We start from the raw sequence: 22,957 nt of genomic DNA, 5'->3' as shown, positions 1-22,957 counted from the left end.
GAAAGGCCATCATGACTGAAAAAGATTACAACACAGAAACTCCTGACGCTCTGCCGCCTGGTTTCCGTTTCGACGAGTTTGAAATTCAGCAAGTGACTGAATCGACTAATACCAACGTGGTCTATAAAGCCTGGGACCACCAGCTGGAACGCCCGGTCACTATCCGCGAATTTATGCCGCGCGCACTGACGGTGCGTAGCGATAACATGCAGCTGGTGTTACGCAGTAAGCAAGACAGCCAGGCGTTTAATATCGGCATGAGCCGTTTTGTGCAGTCGACCCGCCAACTTGCGCAATTTAATCATCCGAATTTACTGCAAGTTTTCAGCTTCTGGACACAAAACGAAACCGCTTATGTGGCGACGCGCTATTCCAACGATGTCACACTGGCTGAACTGCATCAGCATCAACCCGAAATCATTAATGAAGCCTGGATCCGCCGTATGCTGCCCATGTTATGCGGCGCGCTGGCAACCTTACATGATGAAGGATTTATCCATCGTGACCTGTCTCTAAGAAGTATTCATATTCAGGACAATGGCGCACCATTGCTGCTTAATGCTGGCGCTCCACGCCCAGGGAAAGCAGAAAATGGCGATGAGATCAAAACGCCGCTGAACCCAGGTTTTGCGCCACTTGAACAATACGCTGAAGACCTCGAAGGTCAGCTTGGGCCGTGGACGGATATTTACGCGCTTGGTGCGGTCCTCTACACGCTGATTACCGGCACTTGCCCGCCCGCCAGCGTCACGCGAACCATTCATGACCCTTGCGTAAAACTCGCGAAAAACCGCCCGGAAGGTTATTCCCATAGTCTGTTGCAGGCCGTCGATAGCGCGTTGGCCCTAAAACCTGAAGACCGCCCGCAATCTATCGCAGAATTTGCGGCGTTAGCTGAAATCCCGTTGAGTGGCGTCAATGGTCTGGCACCGTCAAAGCAGCCCGGCACCATGCTGGTAGCAGTGGAAGATGCCGAAATATCGCCACTTTTGCCCTTCAAAAAACGCTACAAACTCGCTGCGCAGATTGCTGCCAGTTTGCTGGTCGGCGTGGCGATTGGCGGTTTGATATTTAGTCATTCTTCTCCTTCTGTTCCTTCGACCCAGACTGCCAAAGCCGAAAAACCGGTGGCGGAAAAAGAACAAGCCATCGAGCCTAAAGCGGCTCTGCCCGTGGTTGATGGGGCGATAGCACGCATTTATGTTCGGATGAACGACGGCGAACAACTGAATGTCAACGGCAAGACCGAAAATGTCACGCCAGGAGCCAATGGTTATGGTTTCCTGCAATTGCCTGCGGGCAAATATGAGCTAACGTTGCGGGATAAAAATCAGTCACGAAGCATGACGTTATCAGTAGAAAAAGAGGGGACGTGGTTGGTTAATCCGCAAGGATAAGTTGACGGTTAGCAAGGCGGTAATTTATCTGCTTTATCAGATTATGAGACATCTCCCCTTTCACTGGCCGGAAATTCGTCTAAGGTTTTCATAGGGTTGATCGCGGAAAACTTTCGCCGTAGTAGCCTGTAAAGGAGAACAATTAATGATAAATCCTGTTTTGCGCCGTCCTCGCACGTTATTATTTGCGATTCAAATCGCTATCGGTTGTACGTTCGTTAGTTTCACTTTGCCCTCGTCCGCCGCAGACGATCTACAACCGCTGCCCCAACCGCCTGATGTCCTTCTTGGTCCACTGTTTACCGATGTACAAACAGCAAAATTATTCCCCGATCAGAAAACATTTGCTGATGCCGTCCCCAGGAATGATCCGTTGATGATCCTTGCGGATTACCGCATGCAGCGCAATCAATCAAGTTTCGACTTACGCCATTTCGTTAACGTTAACTTTATTTTGCCCAAAGAAGGTAAAAAGTATGTCCCGCCTGAAGGGCAAACGTTACGCGAACATATCAACAGTTTGTGGCCAGTGCTGACGCGCACCACAGACAGCGTAGATGAATGGGATTCGCTGTTACCGTTGCCGAAACCGTATGTGGTGCCGGGTGGGCGTTTCCGCGAGGTCTATTACTGGGACAGCTACTTCACCATGCTTGGGCTTGCAGAAAGCGGGCACTGGGACAAAGTGCAGGACATGGTCGATAACTTTGCCCATGAAATCGACACCTGGGGGCATATTCCTAACGGCAACCGCAGTTACTATCTGAGCCGCTCACAGCCCCCCTTCTTTGCCTTCATGGTTAAACTGCTCGCTAGCCATAATGGCGACGAAACCTACACCAACTATTTACCTCAGCTGAAAAAAGAGTACGGCTACTGGATGCAAGGCAGTGAAACGCTGGAACCCGGTACTGAAAATCTTCGGGTGGTGAAACTCAAAGATGGCTCTGTGTTAAACCGTTACTGGGACGATCGCGACACGCCGCGTACCGAATCGTACCTGGATGACGTGACAACAGCGAAGAACAATCCCAATCGCCCGGCGACAGAAATTTACCGCGACCTGCGTGCAGCCGCCGCTTCGGGCTGGGATTTTAGCTCCCGCTGGATGGATAAACCCGAGCAACTGGGCACAATCCGTACCACCTCTATCGTGCCGGTGGATTTAAACGCCCTGCTCTTCCAGATGGAAAAAACCCTGGCCCACGCCAGCAGTGTGGCGAAAGACAGCACGGATGCCACGCAATATCAGCAAGCAGCAGATGCCCGCCAAAAAGCCATGGAAAAGTATCTCTGGAACGATAAACAAGGCTTCTATGCGGATTACGATCTCAAAACCCATGCTGCCCGTTCGCAACTGACGGCTGCGGCGCTGTTCCCGCTTTACGTGCATGTCGCGTCGAAAGATCGCGCGGATAAAATGGCTGCCCTCACCCGCTCTCAACTGCTGAAAGCCGGGGGTCTTGCCACGACCAATCTGAAAACAGGCCAGCAGTGGGATGCCCCAAATGGCTGGGCACCGCTTCAGTGGGTGGCCACCGAAGGTCTGCAAAATTACGGGCATAACGATCTGGCGATGGAAGTCTCCTGGCGATTCCTGACTAACGTGCAGCAGACCTATAACCGCGAGCAAAAACTGGTGGAGAAATATGACGTTTCGACCACCGGCACAGGCGGTGGCGGCGGTGAATATCCGCTGCAGGATGGATTCGGCTGGACTAACGGCGTCACATTGAAAATGCTCGATATGTTGTGCGCTAAAGAGAAACCGTGCGATTCAGCTCCGGATAAATTGCCTTCTGCAACACCGGGTCCGGTTAAAGACACTTCCGCAAAAACCGTCACTCAGTAATTCCTTTTACCCTCCTCTCCTGAAACGGGAGAGGCTGGGTACTCCGTATTTCAGCCGTTAAAGTATCCCCCTCTCTAAAGAACCCGCTCCACCGCTGCTAAAAACAATAATATTTTCATGGATTTTCATCGACACCCTGCCAATATTTGCACTTGAATCATCAAATAATAACGATAATAATTCGCATTCTTATAAACGCAGTGGTTTCACCTGAATTCACACCACTATTGCTGACGCAGATCGGCATAAAACAATACCTTCTTGGGAAAACATCAAATGAAACTGGCATTTACGGTAAAGCGTTCTGCTTTACTCTGCGCGCTTGCACTCGCGGCGCCCGCTTACGCACTCGCTGAAGACACCGTCATCGTCACCGCTACACCAGCGCAAACTTCCACCAGCCAAACCGAAGGTTATAGCGCGACAGTCAGCCGTGGCGCGACCAAAACCGATGAGCCGTTGATCACCACCGGCCAATCTATTTCGGTCATTACCCGCCAGCAAATCGAAGACCAGGGTGCGTTAACCGTAAACAGTGCGCTGAATTATACGCCGGGCGTGTTTACTGGCTTTGCGGGCGGCGCAACGCGTTATGACACCGTGGCACTGCGCGGCTTCCATGGCGGCGACGTCAATAACACCTTCCTTGATGGACTACGCCTGATGAGCGACGGCGGCAGCTACAACGTGATTCAGGTTGACCCATGGTTCCTGGATCGAATTGATGTAATTAAAGGACCCTCTTCGGCACTTTATGGCCAGACCATTCCTGGCGGCCTTGTTATGGAAACATCAAAGCGCCCGCAATTTATCGAAGAAGGCCACGTGCGTGCGATGGTCGGTAATAACAAAACCAACGGTACTGCATTTGATTACACCAATGCGATTAACGACGAATGGGCGTATCGCATTATTGGTTTAACCAAAAATAGCGACACTCAGTATGAGAAAACGCGCGACGAACGTTACGCGATATCCCCGTCCCTGCTATGGCAGCCGGGTGAGAATACCTCGCTGGTGCTACGCGCTTATCTGGAAAAAGATCCTTCAGGCGGATTCCATGGCTCTGTTCCGTCGGATGGTAGTCTCTATTCTTCCACGGGGCGCAAAATCAGCACCGGTTTCTCTGACGTTGAACCGGGCAATGACGCATTCAAACGCCACGAGCAGATTTATAGCTACGAGTTTGCGCACAGCTTTAATGACATCTGGGCGTTCCGCTCAAATGCCAGTTACACGCATTCGAACGTGGGCCTGAAACAGGCTTATCAGATTGGCTGGGCGGACGTGGCCCATGACGAACTGATGCGTTACTACAGCGGCGAAACTTCATCGCTGGACGCGTACGCCATCGATAACCAACTTGAAGCTGATTTTGCGACCGGCGAACTGGCTCACAAAGTGGTGCTCGGGGGTGAATTCCACAAATTCACCAACAATTTATCCGATGATTCCGCCTACACCACTAACCTCAATCCGTGGACCGGCGAGTCTGGTGGTCCTGGCGGTTTCTATTATTACGATCCGCGTGACCCCACTTACTCCACCATCAACCAGGGTCTGCTGACCAAAGCTGGTAAACGTCAATACGAACAGGCCGGTGTCTATTTGCAAGATGATATGCAGTGGGATCAATGGCATATGACGCTGTCTGGCCGTTATGACCACATCGTAACCAAGAGCCATATCGTCGCTAACGCGATTGATAGCGAAGTCACCGATAACCGTACCGATGACCACTTCAGCGGGCGCGCATCTTTGCTGTACGCCTTCACCAACGGTGTTTCTCCTTACATCAGTTACAGCCAGGCCATTACGCCGCAAGTGTTGCCTGATGCCGAAGGCAAACTGCTGAAACCCACTACCGCTGAGCAATATGAAGCGGGCGTAAAATATCAGCCGATCGGTACGGCGGATATGTACACCGCCGCGCTGTATGACCTGACGCAGAAAGACGTGGGTAACCGTGTGGTTCAAGGCAGTTACTACGAACCCGCCGGTAAAGTACATTCGCAGGGTGTGGAGCTTGAAGCGCGTTCTCAATGGCACCCACGTTTCTCAACCATCGCCGGGTACACTTACAACAAAGTACGCTTTAAAGATGCCATTGACGGTAACGATGGCAACACGCCATACGTCACGCCTGATCAGATGGCAAGCCTGTGGGGCATGTTCCAGGCCGACTTCGGCATCAGCCTGGGTTCGGGTATCCGTTATATAGGCAAGCAATGGGCGGATAATGAAAACACCCTGCGCGTACCGTCGGTAACACTGCTCGATGCCATGGTGCGTGCAGATATGGGCACGTGGACACCTTCGCTGAAAGGGGCTTTTGTACAAGTTAACGCCACGAACCTGACCGGCCGTGATTACGTTGCGGGCTGTTATGGCACGGGTTACTGCTATTGGGGCGCAGAGCGTTCTGTGATTGCCACTGTGGGGTATGATTTCTAAGGGTTATTGTGCAAAACGGCTCCAGTCAATGGGGCCGTTTCAAGAGAATATTTGTGTTAGTCACAGATAGATATGACTGTCAGCTAAGAGCGAGAAGCGGAAGTTGGCAATGCCAACAGCTACATGACTAACATTGAGGAATTTTAATCATTGGGGAGTAGGTCAAATGGACCAGCTCCCCATCCGCTAAGACTAACCGCAGTAACAACTTATGCTTTTGACCAGACCTATCGGTTGTTTATGACCGATTTCGACCCAAAGTCGCATGTGGATAATTTAAAGACTCATTGTGATTTGACCTGACAGTAGCTGTCAAATGAGTTTGAGCTACCACAGTTTATTGTGCTATTTAAGAGTGGCTATCGATGTCGAAAAGTGGTCACTCTTTCTGGATGCCTGCAATTTTCGATTAGGGCCGCGAGAAAATTATCCTCATGTTCATCAGGAAAGAGCACATGCGACGATAAACGTTCAGACTCCGGCAGTTCGAAATCGATTCGAATCGCTCCAACAAGATATAAGCCCGCAAGATTAAGTGCGTACGGACCTGATCGGCAGATTACACATGATTGCCTCTCCGGTCTAAGTGGCTGTAAACCATGAAGAACTCGATCGTTTGCATACACCGCCATTTCATTTTGTTTATGCTTAAACAAGTACAGGATGGACTTCGAACCGTTACTTCCGACGAACTGGTAATGATCATTGCCAGCATTGGGAACAAAACGATGACTCGCAAAAAACATTGCCACTCGCAAATCACTGCTTAAATCCAAATACGGCGAAAACAGTCCATAGTGCTGCAGTAGAGTATTAAGTAGGTCAGCCAGATTGTAATTGTGGCCCATACTCAAATCCAATCGAACGCGGCCAAAGAGACTCACTAAAGGATCATCTGAATCCTCCATATCTTGTGCTGAATATATCCACTCACCTCGTTTTATGAGTTCGTTTATTCGCCGATCCACTTCCTCGATGTCGAATTGTGAATAGATAATCTTCGACCACTCATACAAGTTAATACCATTGAAATGGTGAAATGATCGCGGATGATTCTGGAGGAGATTTCGCCAAATAGAAGGAATAAAAGAAGTCTCGCCAAGCCCTTCGATAAGAAAGTATGGATTTCTTATTGGGCGAGTAATCTCGTAATGCATAATCTGCCCACGGAACAATAGTTTTTGCCCTAGAGAATCTTGGATTTTGTTAACCTGCCTAGTTAATTCGTCGTATGATTTTGCTGTGTTTAAAAAAATATCTTTACAGAAGATCTTACCGGACTTTGCTATCTGATACCACTCGGTAAAATGATTTTTGTGAATTCGTGTGGCAAGATCCGAACTGGCTAAAGGTCCGCCATAGTAACGATCTATAATTATGTCACCACCCATATTCACATATCCTGACGAGATTAGCGCTTCGGCTTCTGCAGTTTGGATGCCAAGGTCAGAATAAATCTGTCGAGTCTTCTCTAAATTTGGGGGATAAAAATTATTTGGCCAATCGAAGTCATTACTGTAGTAATTCCAATAGTTATCATAATTCGCCATGAGTTTCTTATTTTCCAATAGTTGACTAATACTAACGCCAATACATAAAAGATTTTTCTTCTAAATTAAATTTTAGCAAAAGCTTTCGAATAAGCTTTATTATTACCAATGTAGATACTTGTCAAATAAAACTGGTCGCCAAGTTAGATTTTTTCATGTGACGGTTTTCCGATTCGTTTGGTGGTCAGTTGTCTCAACGTTATATTCATACAGCCATAGAATGCTGTAATACTTAACGATAAGTGAACCGCCACGGATAATTTAGACATTTCCTTGCCAGCTCAATCACGCTAGTAAGGTTCCCCCCATGTAGCCAATTTGTCAGAGGACGGGTCAATACCATTCTGAACATATAAATCTGAACCGATATCTTCTAGTAACTTGTTCCTCAAGGATACATCAACCCGGCCAAGTAAGGAAATATTGTCAATATGTTCTGAACCACACTTGCAGTCTTCCTCATGAATAACACGTTCCCAACAGCCGTTACTATCGATTCGATAGTGCATCCCATAGAAGCGACCAATACTCATGATACGCAACCCTGGATGATCGATACCATATTCAAATACACATACAATATTTTCATGCATTTTTACTATTCCAACGCCCTTCCCATATCTTGTGTCCATACCATGGTAAACAAGTCCATCAAGTTCAATTGATATCTCATTATACTTCTCTAATAGCTTGTTGATTTCAGGAAGAACAAAACAAGGGTCACTTACACCATGATACAGGGCGCTTCCACATAGAATCTGAACTATTTGTGAAGAGATAATGGCCAAACCGTCCGGAGGCGGAAGGTCCCTAGTCCAAAAGGGTCTATACATTGCACTTCTAGAAGGCATGCGCTTTTGAAGGTGACAGGAATACTCAGGTAACTCCAATGACCTCTTGAACGCCTCAAGACCTTCATCCGAAAGGTGTCGCATCTTCACCCATGGCATTGCCAAAAGTTCGCGATAAACAGGATCCTCACATGGTTCTGGAAATAGCCAGCCAACACTATATCCCTCCGCATATTTACGCAGAACCTCTGCTGGAGCGCTGATATGACAAATAATACAGTCTCCATCTAACCCTTCACGAATTAAAGGCCCCACCATGTACGCATCCTGTCGCACATATCTTGGTGCGCCATGATCTGTCGCAATTTCGGATAGATGAACAGCCTGAAGATTGTATTGTCGTAGTAACTTCTGGCTTATTAAATAAATGTGGCCAATATCTTCGGATGGAGCGAAACAAGCATTTAGAGTACGCAACCAAACTGGATCTTCAAAGCAATCCTCTACCAAATTGACCACATACTTAGAATCAAATTTATTACATGCAAACCAAGCAGCAACACGCGGATCGCCACTAACATCAAGGAAAAAGGAACGAAACCCATAATGCTGAAGGATTGCTTGGTTGATTGCATTATCGCCGGTATCATTCCAACCGCGTACTAAGTGTTGCAAGGCTCTCTTTGCATAATAGGTCCACATAATCATCAAATCGGGTACGCACCCTTGACGCTGAAATGACGTGGGCATTGAGGGCGAGCCATCTGAAGATAGGTAATGTTGAGTTTGTCCTCTGTAGAGAACTCCTGGCCCATATTGTTTAATAACTATTTTGAGTTCTTCGAGCGTCTCGCAATGACAATGTTCCATCCCACCTCTCCATTCCAACTTTAATAGTCGAATAAATGCTCTTGACTCATATTTAGTGTGCCATTATACCTATTCGTCTACCATCATCCCTTGATAGGTACAACCTCGTCGGATAGAAGCTTCTTGGATTGTAAATTTTGGACCCAACTCAACCTGTAGCGCATTTATTCTAAGACCAAAAAAATCAAAATGATGAAGATCAGTTTTTAATTCTTCAATAAATACGGATTTATAAGCATTTGCATCAAACCCTTGGAATAACACTCCAGCATTATCCAATGCAGTAAAAACTCTAGAAACAGCAGAATTGAATATCGGCAACAAGTCCAAATACACTTGCTTTGTGGGGTATCGATCTACTTTCGTTTTTTCCCACACTTTTTCAAAGGCCAAGCCATTTTCCAGAGAGACGAATCTGGATAAAGCATTTGCTTTACCCATTGGGTTTAAGTGGTCCGATTCGCTGCGTGGATCTAAGCGACTATAAACATCTTCTAACTTTATCAAATGCATCATCAACGGAGGATTGCCACCTGTCGTTCGATGCCTAGCAATTAAATATTCAGCCCCAAGTAGACGCTCAGGTTTCCCATCCAACCAAATAGTCTGGAGAAGGCTATGGAATAGAGGATGATCACGGTGATGAAGAGCATTTCGAATTGAAATTAAGAGGCTAGTCTCAGGATGCTCATGGAAGTCAAATATCGCTTGTGATACATCATATAACGTATGAAAACCCTCAAGATTTTGCTCAAATGCTCGATCTAGGTTGTGGATAGCCTCTTCACGGTCGATTGCTACCAACTCTCGGTATCTTAAAAATGCTTCCCCATAGAGTCGCATATTGTTGGCAAAACGCCCAAGAGCATTAGTAATAATTGATACATCGCCCATATCAACCCTCAGCATCTTAGTATTTATAGACTCTTCTTGTGAGTCCTCGGTTGGATTGCATAATCATATAATGGCGTACTGAACATAGCTATCAATAGCGCTGGGAATGTCCGCTCCTGGCACGGAGCAGACAGACCACTTACAGTCAGATCTGCTTTGAGCGAAATGCGGATTTCAGAACCTGATGCCCTGGGGAATGTACGTCATTATTCATTGGTTATTAAGGGTGTATAACAGCCTGCTACTTATGCCAAAATGATCCAAATTTAATGATTAGCGGAGACTTAGTGAAATGGCTGTTGTATTCATCCCGTCACTTGTTGCGTTGCTTGAAGCAAAAGAGAAAGAGGCCGGCCGTGTACTGCTCAGGCATGAGGTTGAGACGATAAGAGATAATGCTACCGCTATTGAATTACCGACAGAAATTGCCAGAGACATGACAATAAGCCGGGGCTATCAAGATATTGATGCGGAGCATGTCTGGAACGAATGGTTAACGATAAAAAACAATAAATCATGAAAAATATCGAAGAGTTACGCGCAGAACTTCTCAAAATCGGTGAGAGAATTGGTGGTGGAATAAGACCCAATTATTACTTCACCATCCCTAATAGACCTGACGGTATGGCGACTCCATATCTGGAAATTCATGGCAAAGAATATCATTTCATTGTCAATGAAAGAGGTGCCGAAATAGCGCGTAGAGTGACCCTCAGTGATGATGAGATTCTTTATTGGTTTGTTGAGTGTGGTGTGGTTGGTCTGGCTACAGAGTATGCAGCCATGAATAGCTCACCTGAAACGGAATTCAGGTATGTTTATTTTCGAAAACAATATAGTTTAATGCTCTCCATCAAACCTGAATGGGCAACAAAGAAGCGCAGAGAATTTACAGAAATCCTTAGCGGACAGGTTTAAAAAGGTCAAAGCATTTTTCAGAAACGTCGTTATCATCAGTTTGATTCGAATATCACTGTTCCCACCACTCAGCATCCAACTTCCGCTCCTGGCACTGTTCGGCCCGAAGCACTGCTCGCTGGCAGCTATGAGCGAGGAACGGAAGTTTCTCTTCTAACGACTTAGTAATTACATTTTCTTAAACATAAAATCCCGGCCTCGCAATCACTGTCACAGCATCTGCTGATGCCGCTACCAGCGGTTGATTAGCCCGCGAAACACATTATTAAGCGAAACTTTGCTGCCTCTGGATAGTGAAAAAAGAGTCAGTCATGGCAACTAAAATGGACGAGGAATCTGCCATAGGGTGACTCAATGACGAACTCATCGTATAGGGAGCCATACCACACTGGTGGGCTGGTAGTGAGGATAAAGAACAGCGCATTACCGGTCATTTCAGTGAGCCCATCTTGAAAATGGGCGAGTAGGTTCTGCTTGAGTGAGGAAGGCAGTCGCTGAGTGTCCTTATGCTCAAAAAACCATAACGCCACCTTCTCCAGAAACGTTTTTTCATCGCAGGCTTTAAGTTGCGGATGCCAGTATGCGGCAGGAAACTTATCTGTGATGGTCGAGTGATAAATCGCAAGAGAAGTCAGCATGCTGTCGCTTTCTTCAAGTTTTAGCACAAAATAGTCAGACACGCGGTCTGCCACATCATTCATACAGCCTACGGCCCACATAAATCCTGTAAGTCGTTCCGCATATTTATCCATTTTTCCTCTCCAGGTGCGTTGTTGTATCTGAATTTATCACTTATGACTTCAGAAGAATAATGGGGTTCAGAGCATCACAACATGTCAGAAGATATCAGCGTTAACCATCATTAGGGGAGATTTAAACCTGAACAATCATCCTATTTTCGGGAAGGTATATTTTGACTATGAGGCAATAGGTAGACTGTCCCGTTCTCCATTCGCTAGATCAAACCGCTGTAACGACTTCCGCTCCTGGTACGTAGCAGACAGGTTCTGGGTATGACGTCGGTTATGAGCGAGCAGCGGACTGAATCGCTACGGATAATCTAGACACTTCCAGGCTGTCAATGGACTGACCCCGCGACAGTAGACAAATCCTGTCCTCACGCCGAGGAATGTTTAAAGGCCTCTGGGTTGACGCCGCCAGGATGGCTGTGGCTCTTGCCCGGTTGTAGAACTGTAGTTTATGACGTCAATCGATAGTGCGACTGCACCAGACCCGAAGGGAAGCTGCGGCTTGATAACAGAGTCAAATCTATATCCTCAGTCACGGAACCGAACAACGGTTTTCCCGAACCGAGCAGGACAGGAACGGTAGTGATGACGATATCGGCGACCAGACCTTCGCGCAGGAACGACTGTATTACCTGGCCGCCATCGATATAGACGCGGTGCGCGTTCTGCACCGTCAGGTCCGCAAGCACCTCCTTTGGTGTGCGACATGAGAACTGCACTTTGCCCTTCAGCTCCTCGGGCACGGAGGTATTGGTTAGCTGTCGCGAGAGCACCAGCACGGGTCGGTCATAAGGCCATTCGTCAAAGGTCAGCACCTTCTCATAGCTGCCTCGACCCATAACGATCCAATCTTTGTCCGCGATGAATGCTGCATAGCCATGATCTTCTGTCGGATCATCGCGCTTCAACAGCCAGTCGATATCGCCATCCTGTCGGGCGATATAACCATCAAGACTGACCGCGATAAAAACATGTGTGGTGACCATCAAGTACTCCGTATTCAGGATGCATATATCTCGTTGAGTATAGGGATGTTAGCGATATTGACATGCTCCCTGTGGGAAAACACGACATGCGAGTAGCTGCATCTTCTTTATGTACTAAGGCAAAAAATCATGTGCCGTAGAATCCAGAATGGAGCGAAAAGCAGTGATCTTCACCTCATAAAGTAACAAATCACAATGTTAGCCTGTCCGCTCCTGGCTCGGGGCGGACAGGCTAACTGGGCAGGGGGTCAGCTGTAAGCGAGAAACGGACGTAACTGTCAAATCACTTTTCCAATTCGGTAATTGCCAATTCAGCAACTTCTGATGCAACTGATGTTGCATCGTTACTTTCGAGGGACCATGTTGTTGAGAGCCCACACCACGCAATTATCCATTTGAGAAGGCGCTCTCTGTCAAGGCCTGCCGTTTCGGTAACTATACTTAGCCGCTTTTTAAATATCTCCGGTTCAGTAGCTACACGAGGCACTGGGTTAGCAAGATCTGGATTAGTGAAAATATTGGCAAAGTCGAATCCTCGTTCACCTATTAGTCCTTTTGGATCAATGGCAAGCCAGCCTGACGACTCAAAATCAAGCACGTTGCCGTGATGTAAGTCACCATGTAATGCAACCACATCACGTGGAGAAGATAACAACTCTTCCGAAATTTCCGCGCAACGTGTCAGGATACCGCCATACTTCAGGGCCGCTGGTTTTAGAGGATAAAACCACTCATGTAGAGGCGTAAGCTGTGGTAAGGGTCTTTTTGAGGACGCATGAAGCCGGTTCGCAGTAATACACAAAATACGACAAGCTACATCATCTTGATCTTCTCGGGACATAGCTGACAGTGACGCTGAACCTGTGGCCCTTGAAAGAAGAATTGCTTCATTTTCATGTGCAATAACCTGTGCGGCGCCATTCCCTTCCCACCATGCCATAAGTGCATTACCGGTTTGTTCATCAGCATCATCCGTTACTTTCAACATGGATTTAACACCATGAATTGCTGTTTTAACCGGGAGTAATTGTGAGGTATGGGTTATAAATGGGGCACCATCAGGGATGAGGTTCCAGTGAGTTAACCAAGGTTTTAATTTGAATGTATCCATAATCCTTTCTTTAAAACCCTTATGTCAAAGGCCGAAACGAGGCATGCCTGTGAGCATTTTAACTCATGGATGCTGAGCTTTCATGGAAGGACATTCACTTCTCTATTATCCACCCAACCTCACCCCCATCGCCCCTCTGATAATCGGAATCGGCGTCAGCAAATGCTGATACATCAGCTCACCTGCCTTCACCGCATCGCGCGCCAGAATCGCGTCCATCAGCATCTGATGCTGCTCGTGCTTATCATCCAGCATCTCCACTGACAGCACCGTTTTGCGCAGCCACATATAACGATACCTTGCCGCCAGGTCGAATAGTCGCTCGCGCATCTGTAACAGATACTGCGATCCACACCCCGCGACAATCGCGGTATGAAATGCCTGATGCCGTTGATCCCACTCATCCAGCATGGTTTCGCTGGCATGGCGTGATTCCAGTTTGTTCAGCAGATGCATACGGGCAAGCAGATCCGCTTCCCACTCTTCGCCGCCGCGTTCGATGGCGAGGCGCACCAGCATGGCCTCCATATTGGCGCGGGCGTCAAAAATATCGAGCAGCTCCTGTTCGGACATCGGCGCGACCCGGTAGCCTTTCTGGTTAATGACCGTGACCAGCCCTTCGGCAACCAACTGCGACAGAGCTTCGCGCAGCGGGCCGACGCCCAGTTCATAACGGGATGTCAGCAAGCTCATGCGCAGCTTTTCATCCGGCTGATAAACGCCGCGGATAATGTCGTTCTTCAGCCAGCGGTAGCCATCGATGGCCGTCGCCTGAGAAATAGTGGTCATGGTCATACCCCTGAAAATTCAAAATACAGCCCCGACCTGCATGTCGGGGCTGACAGCTTAGCGAGTCTTCTACGGTCAGCGGCACCAGAATCAGATAATTAAATGCCGATGCACATATATTTGATTTCCAGGTAGTCTTCGATGCCGTATTTTGAGCCCTCACGGCCAAGGCCAGAGGCTTTAACGCCGCCGAACGGGGCGACTTCGTTAGAGATAATGCCGGTATTGATGCCGACGATGCCGTACTCCAGCGCTTCGCCCACGCGGAACACGCGGCTCATATCGCGGGCATAAAAATAGGCCGCCAGCCCAAATTCAGTATCGTTGGCCATGGCGATAACGTCGGCTTCATCTTTAAAGCGAAACAGCGGTGCTAGCGGGCCGAAGGTCTCCTCTTTTGCCACTTTGGCGCAGGCAGGTACATCCACCAGAATAGTGGGCTGGAAGAAGTTGCCACCCAGCGGATGAATATTGCCGCCGGTAATAATACTCGCGCCTTTTTCAACCGCATCGGCAATGTGCTCCTGTACCTTTGCGACCGCTTTGCTGTCGATCAGCGGCCCGGTGGTCACGCCTGGAGTCAGACCGTCGCCGAGCTGCAGTTTGTCGACCGCCTGCTGGAGTTTTTCGGCAAAGCTCGCGTAGACGCCTTCCTGAACATACAGGCGATTGGCGCACACGCAGGTCTGCCCAGCGTTACGGAACTTCGAGGCCAACGCCCCTTCTACGGCCTTATCCAGATCCGCATCGTCAAAGACAATAAAAGGTGCGTTGCCGCCCAGTTCCAGCGACACTTTTTTGATGTCCTTCGCGCACTGGGCCATTAACTGGCGGCCAACGTCGGTAGACCCCGTAAAGGATAGCTTGCGTACCAGCGGATTGCTGGTTAGCTCGTTGCCCACAGCAGCAGCGGAACCGGTCACCACGTTAAATACCCCGGCCGGAATCCCGGCGCGGCTCGCCAGTTCCGCCAGCGCTAGCGCCGAGAACGGTGTCTGGCTGGCGGGTTTGAGCACCATGGTGCAGCCTGCCGCCAGCGCCGGGCCGGCCTTGCGGGTGATCATCGCCGACGGGAAGTTCCACGGGGTGATCGCCGCCGTCACGCCAATTGGCTGTTTGATCACCAGCAGGCGTTTATCGGCCTGATGGCCTGGAATGGTGTCGCCGTAAATCCGTTTACCCTCTTCAGCAAACCACTCTATAAAGGAAGCGGCATAGGCGATCTCACCTTTGGCTTCTGCCAGCGGTTTGCCCTGCTCAAGGGTCATTAGCCGGGCCAAGTCGTCCTGGTGGGCCATCATCAAATCGAACCAGCGGCGCAGATGAGTGGCGCGCTCTTTGGCGGTGAGCGCACGCCATGCGGGCAGAGCGCGGTTGGCGGCCTCAATGGCCACGCGAGTTTCCTCGGCGCCCATTTTCGGCACGCTGCCCAGAGACTGGCCATTCGCTGGGTTGGTGACGGTGATTGTTTCACCACCGTGTGCGTCACGCCACTCTCCTTCTATATAGGCTTGTTGGCGGAATAAGCTGAGATCGTTGAGTTGCATGATGGTTTCCTGTCTCTGAATGATTACCGGGTAAACGCGGCATGGACGGTTTCCACACTACAGGCTGCCTGCAAAGAACGCCCGGGGTTATGCTGACTGGCCAGCAAGGTTTGAACCTTGCTCACAATATGGGCGCCAATCGGGATCGCCGAGGTGGCTGCCGGTGAAGGGGCATTGCAGGTGTGCAAAGTGCGCGACGTGGTGACAAACAAAAAGTCGTCGATTAATTTGCCGTCGGGCGAGACTGCCTGCGCCCGCACACCCGCAGGCCAGGGGTGCAGATCCTTCAGGGTCAGGCTCGGGCAGTATTTTTGCACCAGCCGCAGATAGCCGCTTTTGCACAATGAGTTTTTCATCTCCCCCAGCCCCGAGCGCAGGTTGCGCTGCAACACGCGGCGGATGCCGGGCGAGCCCAGCATCTCCAGCGTATCGGATAACGAAAAATCACCCTTGCGATAGCCTTCGCGCTTAAAGGCCAGCACGGCGTTGGGGCCGACGGTGACGCTGCCATCGATCATCCGCGTCAGATGCACGCCCAAAAATGGCATTGCCGGATCGGGGATCGGGTAGATAAGGTGGTTCACAATCTGATTATGTTCGGGGGCCAGGCGGAAGTACTCTCCGCGGAACGGGCAGATAATAAAGCCGGGGTCGATGCCCAGCATGCTCACCAGCCGGTCGGCCATCAGCCCGGAGCAGCCGATCAGTGTCGCCGCTTCGTACTCCTGGCCCTGGCGGGTGTGGATGACCACGCCGCTGGCGTGCTCCTTCAGGGCGCTGACCTCCGCGCCGTAAATCACCTCGCCACCTTTCGCCAGGAAGCGTTGGGCCATCGCCGCTGCCACCTCGCGATAGCTGACAATTCCGCTGGAGGGGACAAAAATCCCCCCCAGCCCGGTGATATTGGGCTCACGCTCGCGCAGTTCCGCGGCGCTTAACCAGGTGCGTTCCAGCCCGTTTGCGGCGGTGCGTTCCCACAGCGCCTGCATCCGCGCCATCTCCTGTTCGGAGGTGGCCACCAGCAGTTTGCCGCAGTTGTCCCAGGCAATGCCGTGTTGATCGCAAAAGGCTTTGGTAGCCCGATTACCGGCGAGGCAGAACTGCGCCTTCAGGCTGCCGGGGGTGTAATAGACCCCCGCATGGATCACGCCGCTGTTGTGCCCGGTCTGGTGGCAGGCCGGGCCTGCCTCCTTTTCCAGCAGGGCGATGCGGGCATCCGGGTAGACCTCAATCAACTGCATGGCGGTCGACATGCCGATAATGCCGCCGCCAATAATCACAAAATCATACATCCGCTCAATTCCTTTGCCGTTGAACCCTTACTGATGCGTTTGGTAGTGCTGGGTGGCGTAGCTGATATAGCCGCGCTGACGCATCAGTTCGCGGCGCAGATCTGGGTGTGGGGTGAAGCGATCGCGGCCGTGCAGCCAGAACAGATTGTTAATCAGCAGGAATTTCCCCACTGGCACCGGAATGGAGAGGATGTTTTTGCTGCCTTCCAGCGCGTCAGACAATTCACTGAGCCAGACGCCCTCGGCAAAATCTTTCGGCTGGGCGAACTGGTCGATATAGCGCATCACCGGCCTACCCTGCTGGTCGACGTCAAACACCGGGTGGAACACATCTGCGGTGACGTTTTTACTCGGCGGTGCGGTCCAGCGCAGCGGGCGGCGGGCCAGCGGGTGGCTGAAGAACTGATCCAGACCCTCCCAGTCGTCGAGGTGCAGCAGCAAAGAGTTGCCGCCTTGCATGTTCTGCTCGTCGATTTTCATCATCAGCACGTAATCGGTCACCTCCTCCACGAAGGTACCGTCATTGTGCAGCTCCAACACGCGATGGGGCTGGCGCAGGTAGCTATCTGAGTTATCGACATTTTTCACCACAAAGCGGGCGTAATACTGGCCGCTCATGGCGTCGTAATTGGAGCGCCCGATGAGGTGCGCCACGGCGGTGGCAATCTTCACCATCTCATCGGCCTGGGCGACGTTATCGATTCCCACCGCGTCGATCAGCAGAGCGCCTTCGTTACGGCTGAGCAGCGTGTTGAGCAGCAGCGGCTGAAGCTGGTTGCAGCACATGTCGTCGAGGATCTTCGCGATTTTGAAGCGCAGAAAGGATTTGTATTCCAGCGCCTGCACGGGCCACTGCTCTACCTCCCGCAGGAATTGCTGCGTGACCTCTGCGGAGAACGTGAGTTCCAGCAGACGCGGAGACTGCACGGATGGCGCGATACTGAAACCAGTGATAGTACTGGATAACGCATCGTCAGGCTGTTTTACGGCAGTAAGTGCATTCATCAGAATCAATCCTCTCAGAAAGTCTTCAGGAGACAGGGCAGTGAATTTCGTAGCCATAAATTAAAAATATCTACATTTTTGAGAAATGTGCATACATCGCTCAAATTGTTTAAATTTTGTGACGCAGGTGTAAAAAACGAGCAGGAAAAGGGAGCAAAAAACGCGGTTTTCTGTCGATGCAAAGGCGATAGCGTGATAAGCCTCACGGAAAAAGCAGGAAATCAGTAACAAAAACGTGACATATCCACACAAATCTTAACAAATTGCGACGACGAGACTGTACGGCCTCCTGGCGCTCCTCTATACCTTGATCCGTGTTACCTGCGACACATCAACAACACAGAGAAAAACGTATGGAACAGACTTCTGGCAAGAAAAGTGAAGCAATTCATAGCGATAATAAACCGCAATTTAACCGCTCCATCGGACTCATCTCTAACTTTTCACTCGGATTCACCTACCTCTCGCCGCTGACGGCTGTCTATTCCCTGTTTGCGCTGGCCGTGACGCTGGCGGGGCCACCGGCAATCTGGTGGATCCCGATTGTGGCCTGCGGGCAACTGCTGGTGGCGCTGGTGTTTGGCGAAGTGGCTTCCCAGTACCCGATTACCGGCGGGTTATACCCGTGGGCGCGCCGCCTGTGGGGTAAAAAATATGCGTGGATCGCCGCCTGGATTTACCTGTGGGCGCTGGTGGTCACCATCACCTCGGTGGCGGAATACACCGCCACCTTCGTCGGCTCGCTGTTCGGTTATGCGATATCGGCAGGTAACATGCTGATCACTTCGGTGGTGCTGTTACTGCTGATGATGGCGGTGAACATGTCCGGCACCAAAAACCTCGCCCGGGTCGCCCGTATTGGCTTCTGGTGTGAAATCGTCAGCGTCATTGCACTGGGGATTTATCTACTGTTGTTCCACCGCGCGCAGCCGTTCTCGGTGGTGTTTGACTCCATGGGCGTGCTGGCGAAAGACGGCAGCTACCAGCCAGCGTTTATGGCGGCGGCGCTGATCGGCCTGTTCATGTTCTTCGGTTTTGAAGCCTGCGGCAACGTGGCGGAAGAGGTGAAAAACCCGAGCAAAAAAATCCCAATTGCGATGATCCTCAGCATCGTGTTTGGCGCGCTTTCGGCGATGGTATCTATCCTCGGTTACCTGCTGGCATCACCCAATCTGATGAATATCGTCAACGGCAAAATCACCGATCCGATCCCGGCTATCCTCAACGAAGCCCTCGGTGAAACCGGTGCCATGGTGTTTATCATCATCGCGGTGATTGCCATGTTGTCATGCATTCTGTCGCTGCAGGCCGCGTTAAGTCGCCTGATTTTCTCTTTCTCCCGCGACCAGATGCTACCGGGTAGCACCTGGATGTCGAAGCTGTCGAAAAACAGCGTGCCGGACAACGCGATGATCGTCAGCTGCTTGCTGCCGGTAACCATCTGCGTGTGGGTTTATTTCCAGCCGGATAACCTGGCGCGCATCACCGCCTTTGCGGTTATCGGGATCTACATTTCCTTCCAGATGGTGGTACTGGCTGCCCTGCGCCAGCGCCTGAGAGGCTGGAAACCTGCCGGGGAGTGGACCGTGGGTGGCTGGGGAATGCTGGTTAACGTGCTGGCGCTGGCCTATGGCCTGTGTGGGATCTGGCTGCTGGCACAACCTGCCGAGAGCAGTAGTTTTATCGACCGCTGGACGGTGCTGGTTGGGCTGGCGGTTGTGGTGATGTCCGGGCTGGTGTACATGACGCTGGCACGGCCGTTCGGGCGGTCAAACGCCCCGGAAAACGATGCCATCGAACATGCCAAACGCCTGAAGGCGGAACAATCTCTGTAACTTACTCATACATAACAACGATCACCAATGGAGTCGGCTATGCAACACAACTTATTGATTAATGGCGAACTGGTGGCGGGCGAAGGTGAGCTGCAGCCCGTCTATAACCCGGCAACCGGCGAGGTGCTAGTGCAGATTGCCGAAGCTACACCTGCCCAGGTCGATGCGGCTGTACAGGCTGCCGATCGCGCGTTCCATCAGTGGGGGCAAACTACGCCAAAAGCGCGCTCTGAGTACCTGCTGAAGCTGGCAGAGGTGATTGAACAGAATGCCGAAACCTTTGCCCGACTGGAATCACAAAACTGCGGCAAACCGCTGCACTGCGTGCTTAACGATGAAATTCCGGCCATCGCCGATGTGTTCCGCTTTTTCGCCGGTGCTACCCGCTGTCTGAACGGGCTTGCCGCAGGAGAGTACATGGAAGGTCACACCTCAATGATCCGCCGCGATCCGGTGGGCGTGGTGGCGTCGATCGCCCCGTGGAACTACCCGTTGATGATGGCTGCCTGGAAGCTGGGCCCGGCGCTGGCTGCGGGTAACTGCGTGGTGCTCAAACCCTCGGAAATCACGCCACTCACGGCACTGAAACTGGCCGAACTGGTGAAGGATATCTTCCCTGCCGGGGTGGTGAACGTGCTGTTTGGGCGCGGTAAAACCGTGGGTGACCCGCTGACGGGCCATGAAAAAGTGCGCATGGTGTCGCTGACCGGCTCTATCGCTACTGGCGAGCATATAATTGCGCACACCGCGTCGTCGATTAAGCGCACTCATATGGAACTGGGGGGGAAAGCGCCTGTAATCGTCTTTAACGATGCGGATATCGATGCCGTGGTTGAGGGCGTGCGCACCTTTGGCTTCTACAATGCCGGGCAGGACTGCACGGCGGCCTGCCGGATCTATGCGCAAAAAGAGGTCTATAACACGCTGGTAGAAAAACTGGGTGTCGCCGTGGCCAGCCTGAAAATGGGTGCCCCGGACGATGAAACCACCGAGCTGGGCCCGGTCAGTTCCGCCGTCCATCTGACACGCGTCAGCGAGGCGGTGGAACGCGCCAAAGCCCTGCCGCACATTCGGGTAGTGACCGGCGGTAACAAAGCCGACGGCAAAGGCTATTACTTCCAGCCAACCCTACTGGCCGGAGCGAAGCAAGGGGATGAAATCATTCAGCGCGAGGTCTTCGGCCCGGTGGTCAGCGTCACAGAATTCGACGACGAAGAGCAGGTGCTGGCGTGGGCAAACGACTCCCAGTATGGCCTGGCCTCATCGGTCTGGACCCAGGACGTGGGCCGCGCCCATCGCCTCAGCGCCCGCCTACAGTATGGTTGCACCTGGGTAAATACCCACTTTATGCTGGTCAGCGAAATGCCCCACGGCGGGCAGAAACTCTCCGGATACGGCAAGGATATGTCAATGTATGGGCTGGAAGATTACACCGTGGTGCGTCATGTGATGATTAAGCACGGATAACAGCTACGTGGCTGCAATAGTCGATTATATTGCAGCCACTGCTTTACTCCCGGCATTGTAAGCATCAAACATGGCGATCAGCAGGGCAAAATCCGGATGGATAAAGACCCCGGCACGCAGATCCCACTCGATGATAAAGGCCTGATAGTTTTGAATAAAATTTAATGGCTAAATCGACGCCCCATGATTTTTTATAATCGTGGCATTTTTATCTTCAGAACCTATTAACTCCAACCTTGTTTACTGCGACGGATATAAGGTAATACGGATAATAAAGCCAGAACCGCTAATACCATTCCAATCCATAAAGCTGAACGTAAACCGAGTCCTGATGAAATTGCCATCCCACCTAAATAAGAACCGCCACCTAATCCAATATTGATAACAGAAGTATGAACGGCATTAACCATTGGGCCTGGATGTGCCACGCTGACAATTCTTGCCATCATTGCCGGATTCATTGGCACGCCTGATAAACCAATGAGTATGACAGCCAGAATAGCAATAACCTGATATTGAACAAATAGTGCCATGCCGAGCAAAGAAATACTCAATATTGTTAAGCCAATAACCATAACAGCTAAACTATGGCGATATGCAAGACGTCCCGTTACCATATTTCCGATGATATTGGCTAGCCCATAAAGCATCAGAATGAAGGGAACCGTTTGCATTGTAAATCCACTGACATCCGTCAGAACCGGCACGAAATAACTGAATGCCGCAAAGCTTGCGCCTAAAATTAAACAGCTGGTCGTACAGGCTTTCCAATAGGCTTTATTTTTAAATGCCTTTATCTCTTCGGCCATTTTAATAGCACCGCCGCCTGTCATTTGCGGTAATAAGCGTACTAAGACCAACAAACATATCAATACCAGGACTGCGACCAACCCAAAGCTCATTTTCCAGCCCCAGTATTGGTCAATGATTGTCGCGATAGGGACACCGAAGACATTGGACACCATAAAGCCTGCGATCACTATTGATGCTGCCCTTGGGCGATTTTCTACAGACACAAGGGCCATACTTGTCGCTAGTGAAAGGCTTAAACAACCCGCGCACAAAATACCTGTAACGATTCGAATGGCAACTAACACATTGTAATCAGAGACAAAGACACTTAACCCCTGCACGATAACATAGAGTCCTAGCATCCCTAATAACGTTGCCCGGTATGGGGCTTTAAATTTAAGAAAAGCGTAAGTTAATACTGGGCCACCTAGCATCACACCGAATGCATAATACGAAATCAAATGCCCAACTTCACCGACAGTAACGCCAAATGCTTCAGATAGCGTGGTCATCATACCCGCCACCATTAACTCTGCTGTACCTAATGAAAAAATGGCTAACCCTAAAATATAGACGACTAATGGCATGGCTTTTTATTTTTTCCCTGTATTGGAATGAACGTTACAAAAATGGATGATGATAATTAATGAACTTTTAC

Annotated in this window: 18 protein-coding genes and 1 pseudogene; 8 read left to right on the top strand and 11 right to left on the bottom strand. The window is 50.4% G+C overall.

What is annotated here, in order from left to right; all coding sequences use genetic code 11:
* The first annotated feature begins 11 nt into the window (after window positions 1-11).
* The 3 genes from OH773_RS09380 (at window position 12) to OH773_RS09370 (ending at window position 5,703) form a co-directional block, all read left to right on the top strand.
* Window positions 12-1,397, top strand: coding sequence for a serine/threonine protein kinase (locus tag OH773_RS09380; RefSeq protein ID WP_270145106.1), 1,386 nt, complete (start codon window positions 12-14; stop codon window positions 1,395-1,397).
* A 145-nt stretch (window positions 1,398-1,542) separates the two neighbouring features.
* Entirely contained in the window at window positions 1,543-3,249 is a 1,707-nt protein-coding gene (gene treA, locus OH773_RS09375; protein ID WP_270145104.1) for an alpha,alpha-trehalase TreA, read from the top strand.
* 276 nt (window positions 3,250-3,525) lie between these two features.
* Window positions 3,526-5,703: a TonB-dependent siderophore receptor gene (locus OH773_RS09370; RefSeq protein ID WP_270145102.1), complete on the top strand. Its 2,178-nt coding sequence runs from the start codon at window positions 3,526-3,528 to the stop codon at window positions 5,701-5,703.
* A 359-nt stretch (window positions 5,704-6,062) separates the two neighbouring features.
* Here the strand turns inward: OH773_RS09370 and OH773_RS09365 are convergent, their stop codons facing one another.
* The 3 genes from OH773_RS09365 to OH773_RS09355 form a co-directional block, all read right to left on the bottom strand.
* Window positions 6,063-7,253, bottom strand: coding sequence for an FRG domain-containing protein (locus OH773_RS09365; RefSeq protein ID WP_270145100.1), 1,191 nt, complete (start codon window positions 7,251-7,253; stop codon window positions 6,063-6,065).
* Window positions 7,254-7,543: 290 nt separating this feature from the next.
* Entirely contained in the window at window positions 7,544-8,914 is a 1,371-nt protein-coding gene (locus OH773_RS09360) for an FRG domain-containing protein (protein WP_270145098.1), read from the bottom strand.
* 69 nt (window positions 8,915-8,983) lie between these two features.
* Window positions 8,984-9,808: a hypothetical protein gene (locus tag OH773_RS09355; protein WP_270145096.1), complete on the bottom strand. Its 825-nt coding sequence runs from the start codon at window positions 9,806-9,808 to the stop codon at window positions 8,984-8,986.
* Between the two features lie 292 nt (window positions 9,809-10,100).
* On the opposite strand from OH773_RS09355, the gene OH773_RS09350 reads away from it, so the two are divergent.
* Both OH773_RS09350 and OH773_RS09345 read left to right on the top strand, forming a co-directional pair.
* On the top strand, window positions 10,101-10,328 hold the full coding sequence (locus tag OH773_RS09350; protein WP_270145094.1) for a hypothetical protein: 228 nt from the start codon (window positions 10,101-10,103) through the stop codon (window positions 10,326-10,328).
* Window positions 10,325-10,726, top strand: a complete 402-nt coding sequence (locus tag OH773_RS09345) for an Imm63 family immunity protein (protein WP_270145092.1) — start codon at window positions 10,325-10,327, stop codon at window positions 10,724-10,726. Before OH773_RS09350 ends, OH773_RS09345 begins: the two co-directional genes overlap by 4 nt.
* 305 nt (window positions 10,727-11,031) lie before the next feature.
* On the opposite strand, the gene OH773_RS09340 is transcribed toward OH773_RS09345, so the two are convergent.
* The 7 genes from OH773_RS09340 to glaH form a co-directional block, all read right to left on the bottom strand.
* Window positions 11,032-11,478: a hypothetical protein gene (locus OH773_RS09340; protein WP_270145090.1), complete on the bottom strand. Its 447-nt coding sequence runs from the start codon at window positions 11,476-11,478 to the stop codon at window positions 11,032-11,034.
* A 446-nt stretch (window positions 11,479-11,924) separates the two neighbouring features.
* The gene (locus OH773_RS09335; RefSeq protein WP_270145088.1) at window positions 11,925-12,461 is read right to left on the bottom strand and encodes a dihydrofolate reductase family protein; all 537 of its coding nucleotides are present in this window, start codon (window positions 12,459-12,461) and stop codon (window positions 11,925-11,927) included.
* Between the two features lie 283 nt (window positions 12,462-12,744).
* Entirely contained in the window at window positions 12,745-13,572 is an 828-nt protein-coding gene (locus OH773_RS09330; protein ID WP_270145086.1) for an aminoglycoside phosphotransferase family protein, read from the bottom strand.
* Between the two features lie 105 nt (window positions 13,573-13,677).
* A complete protein-coding gene (csiR, locus tag OH773_RS09325; RefSeq protein ID WP_270145084.1) occupies window positions 13,678-14,361 on the bottom strand; it encodes a DNA-binding transcriptional regulator CsiR in 684 nt (227 codons plus the stop codon).
* A 98-nt stretch (window positions 14,362-14,459) separates the two neighbouring features.
* Complete coding sequence (gene gabD, locus OH773_RS09320; protein WP_270145082.1) at window positions 14,460-15,908, bottom strand: NADP-dependent succinate-semialdehyde dehydrogenase; 1,449 nt, start codon at window positions 15,906-15,908, stop codon at window positions 14,460-14,462.
* A 23-nt stretch (window positions 15,909-15,931) separates the two neighbouring features.
* Entirely contained in the window at window positions 15,932-17,200 is a 1,269-nt protein-coding gene (gene lhgO, locus OH773_RS09315) for an L-2-hydroxyglutarate oxidase (RefSeq protein WP_270145080.1), read from the bottom strand.
* A gap of 27 nt (window positions 17,201-17,227) precedes the next feature.
* Complete coding sequence (gene glaH / locus OH773_RS09310; RefSeq protein WP_270145077.1) at window positions 17,228-18,205, bottom strand: glutarate dioxygenase GlaH; 978 nt, start codon at window positions 18,203-18,205, stop codon at window positions 17,228-17,230.
* A 353-nt stretch (window positions 18,206-18,558) separates the two neighbouring features.
* Here glaH and OH773_RS09305 point away from each other — a divergent pair, with 353 nt between their 5' ends.
* From OH773_RS09305 to OH773_RS09295, 3 genes and pseudogenes are all read left to right on the top strand, one after another.
* A complete protein-coding gene (locus OH773_RS09305; RefSeq protein ID WP_270145076.1) occupies window positions 18,559-20,040 on the top strand; it encodes an APC family permease in 1,482 nt (493 codons plus the stop codon).
* 39 nt (window positions 20,041-20,079) lie between these two features.
* Window positions 20,080-21,507, top strand: coding sequence for an aminobutyraldehyde dehydrogenase (gene patD / locus OH773_RS09300; RefSeq protein ID WP_270145074.1), 1,428 nt, complete (start codon window positions 20,080-20,082; stop codon window positions 21,505-21,507).
* Between the two features lie 57 nt (window positions 21,508-21,564).
* Window positions 21,565-21,672 (top strand): annotated as a pseudogene (locus OH773_RS09295) (glycine zipper 2TM domain-containing protein); the annotation flags it as partial.
* Between the two features lie 59 nt (window positions 21,673-21,731).
* Here OH773_RS09295 and OH773_RS09290 read toward each other — a convergent pair.
* Entirely contained in the window at window positions 21,732-22,886 is a 1,155-nt protein-coding gene (locus tag OH773_RS09290; RefSeq protein WP_270145070.1) for an MFS transporter, read from the bottom strand.
* Between the last annotated feature and the right edge of the window lie 71 nt (window positions 22,887-22,957).

The sequence above is a fragment of the Buttiauxella sp. WJP83 genome, assembly GCF_027594725.1.
Classification (GTDB): domain Bacteria; phylum Pseudomonadota; class Gammaproteobacteria; order Enterobacterales; family Enterobacteriaceae; genus Buttiauxella; species Buttiauxella selenatireducens.
This window is presented reverse-complemented; position numbering and strand designations above follow the sequence as displayed.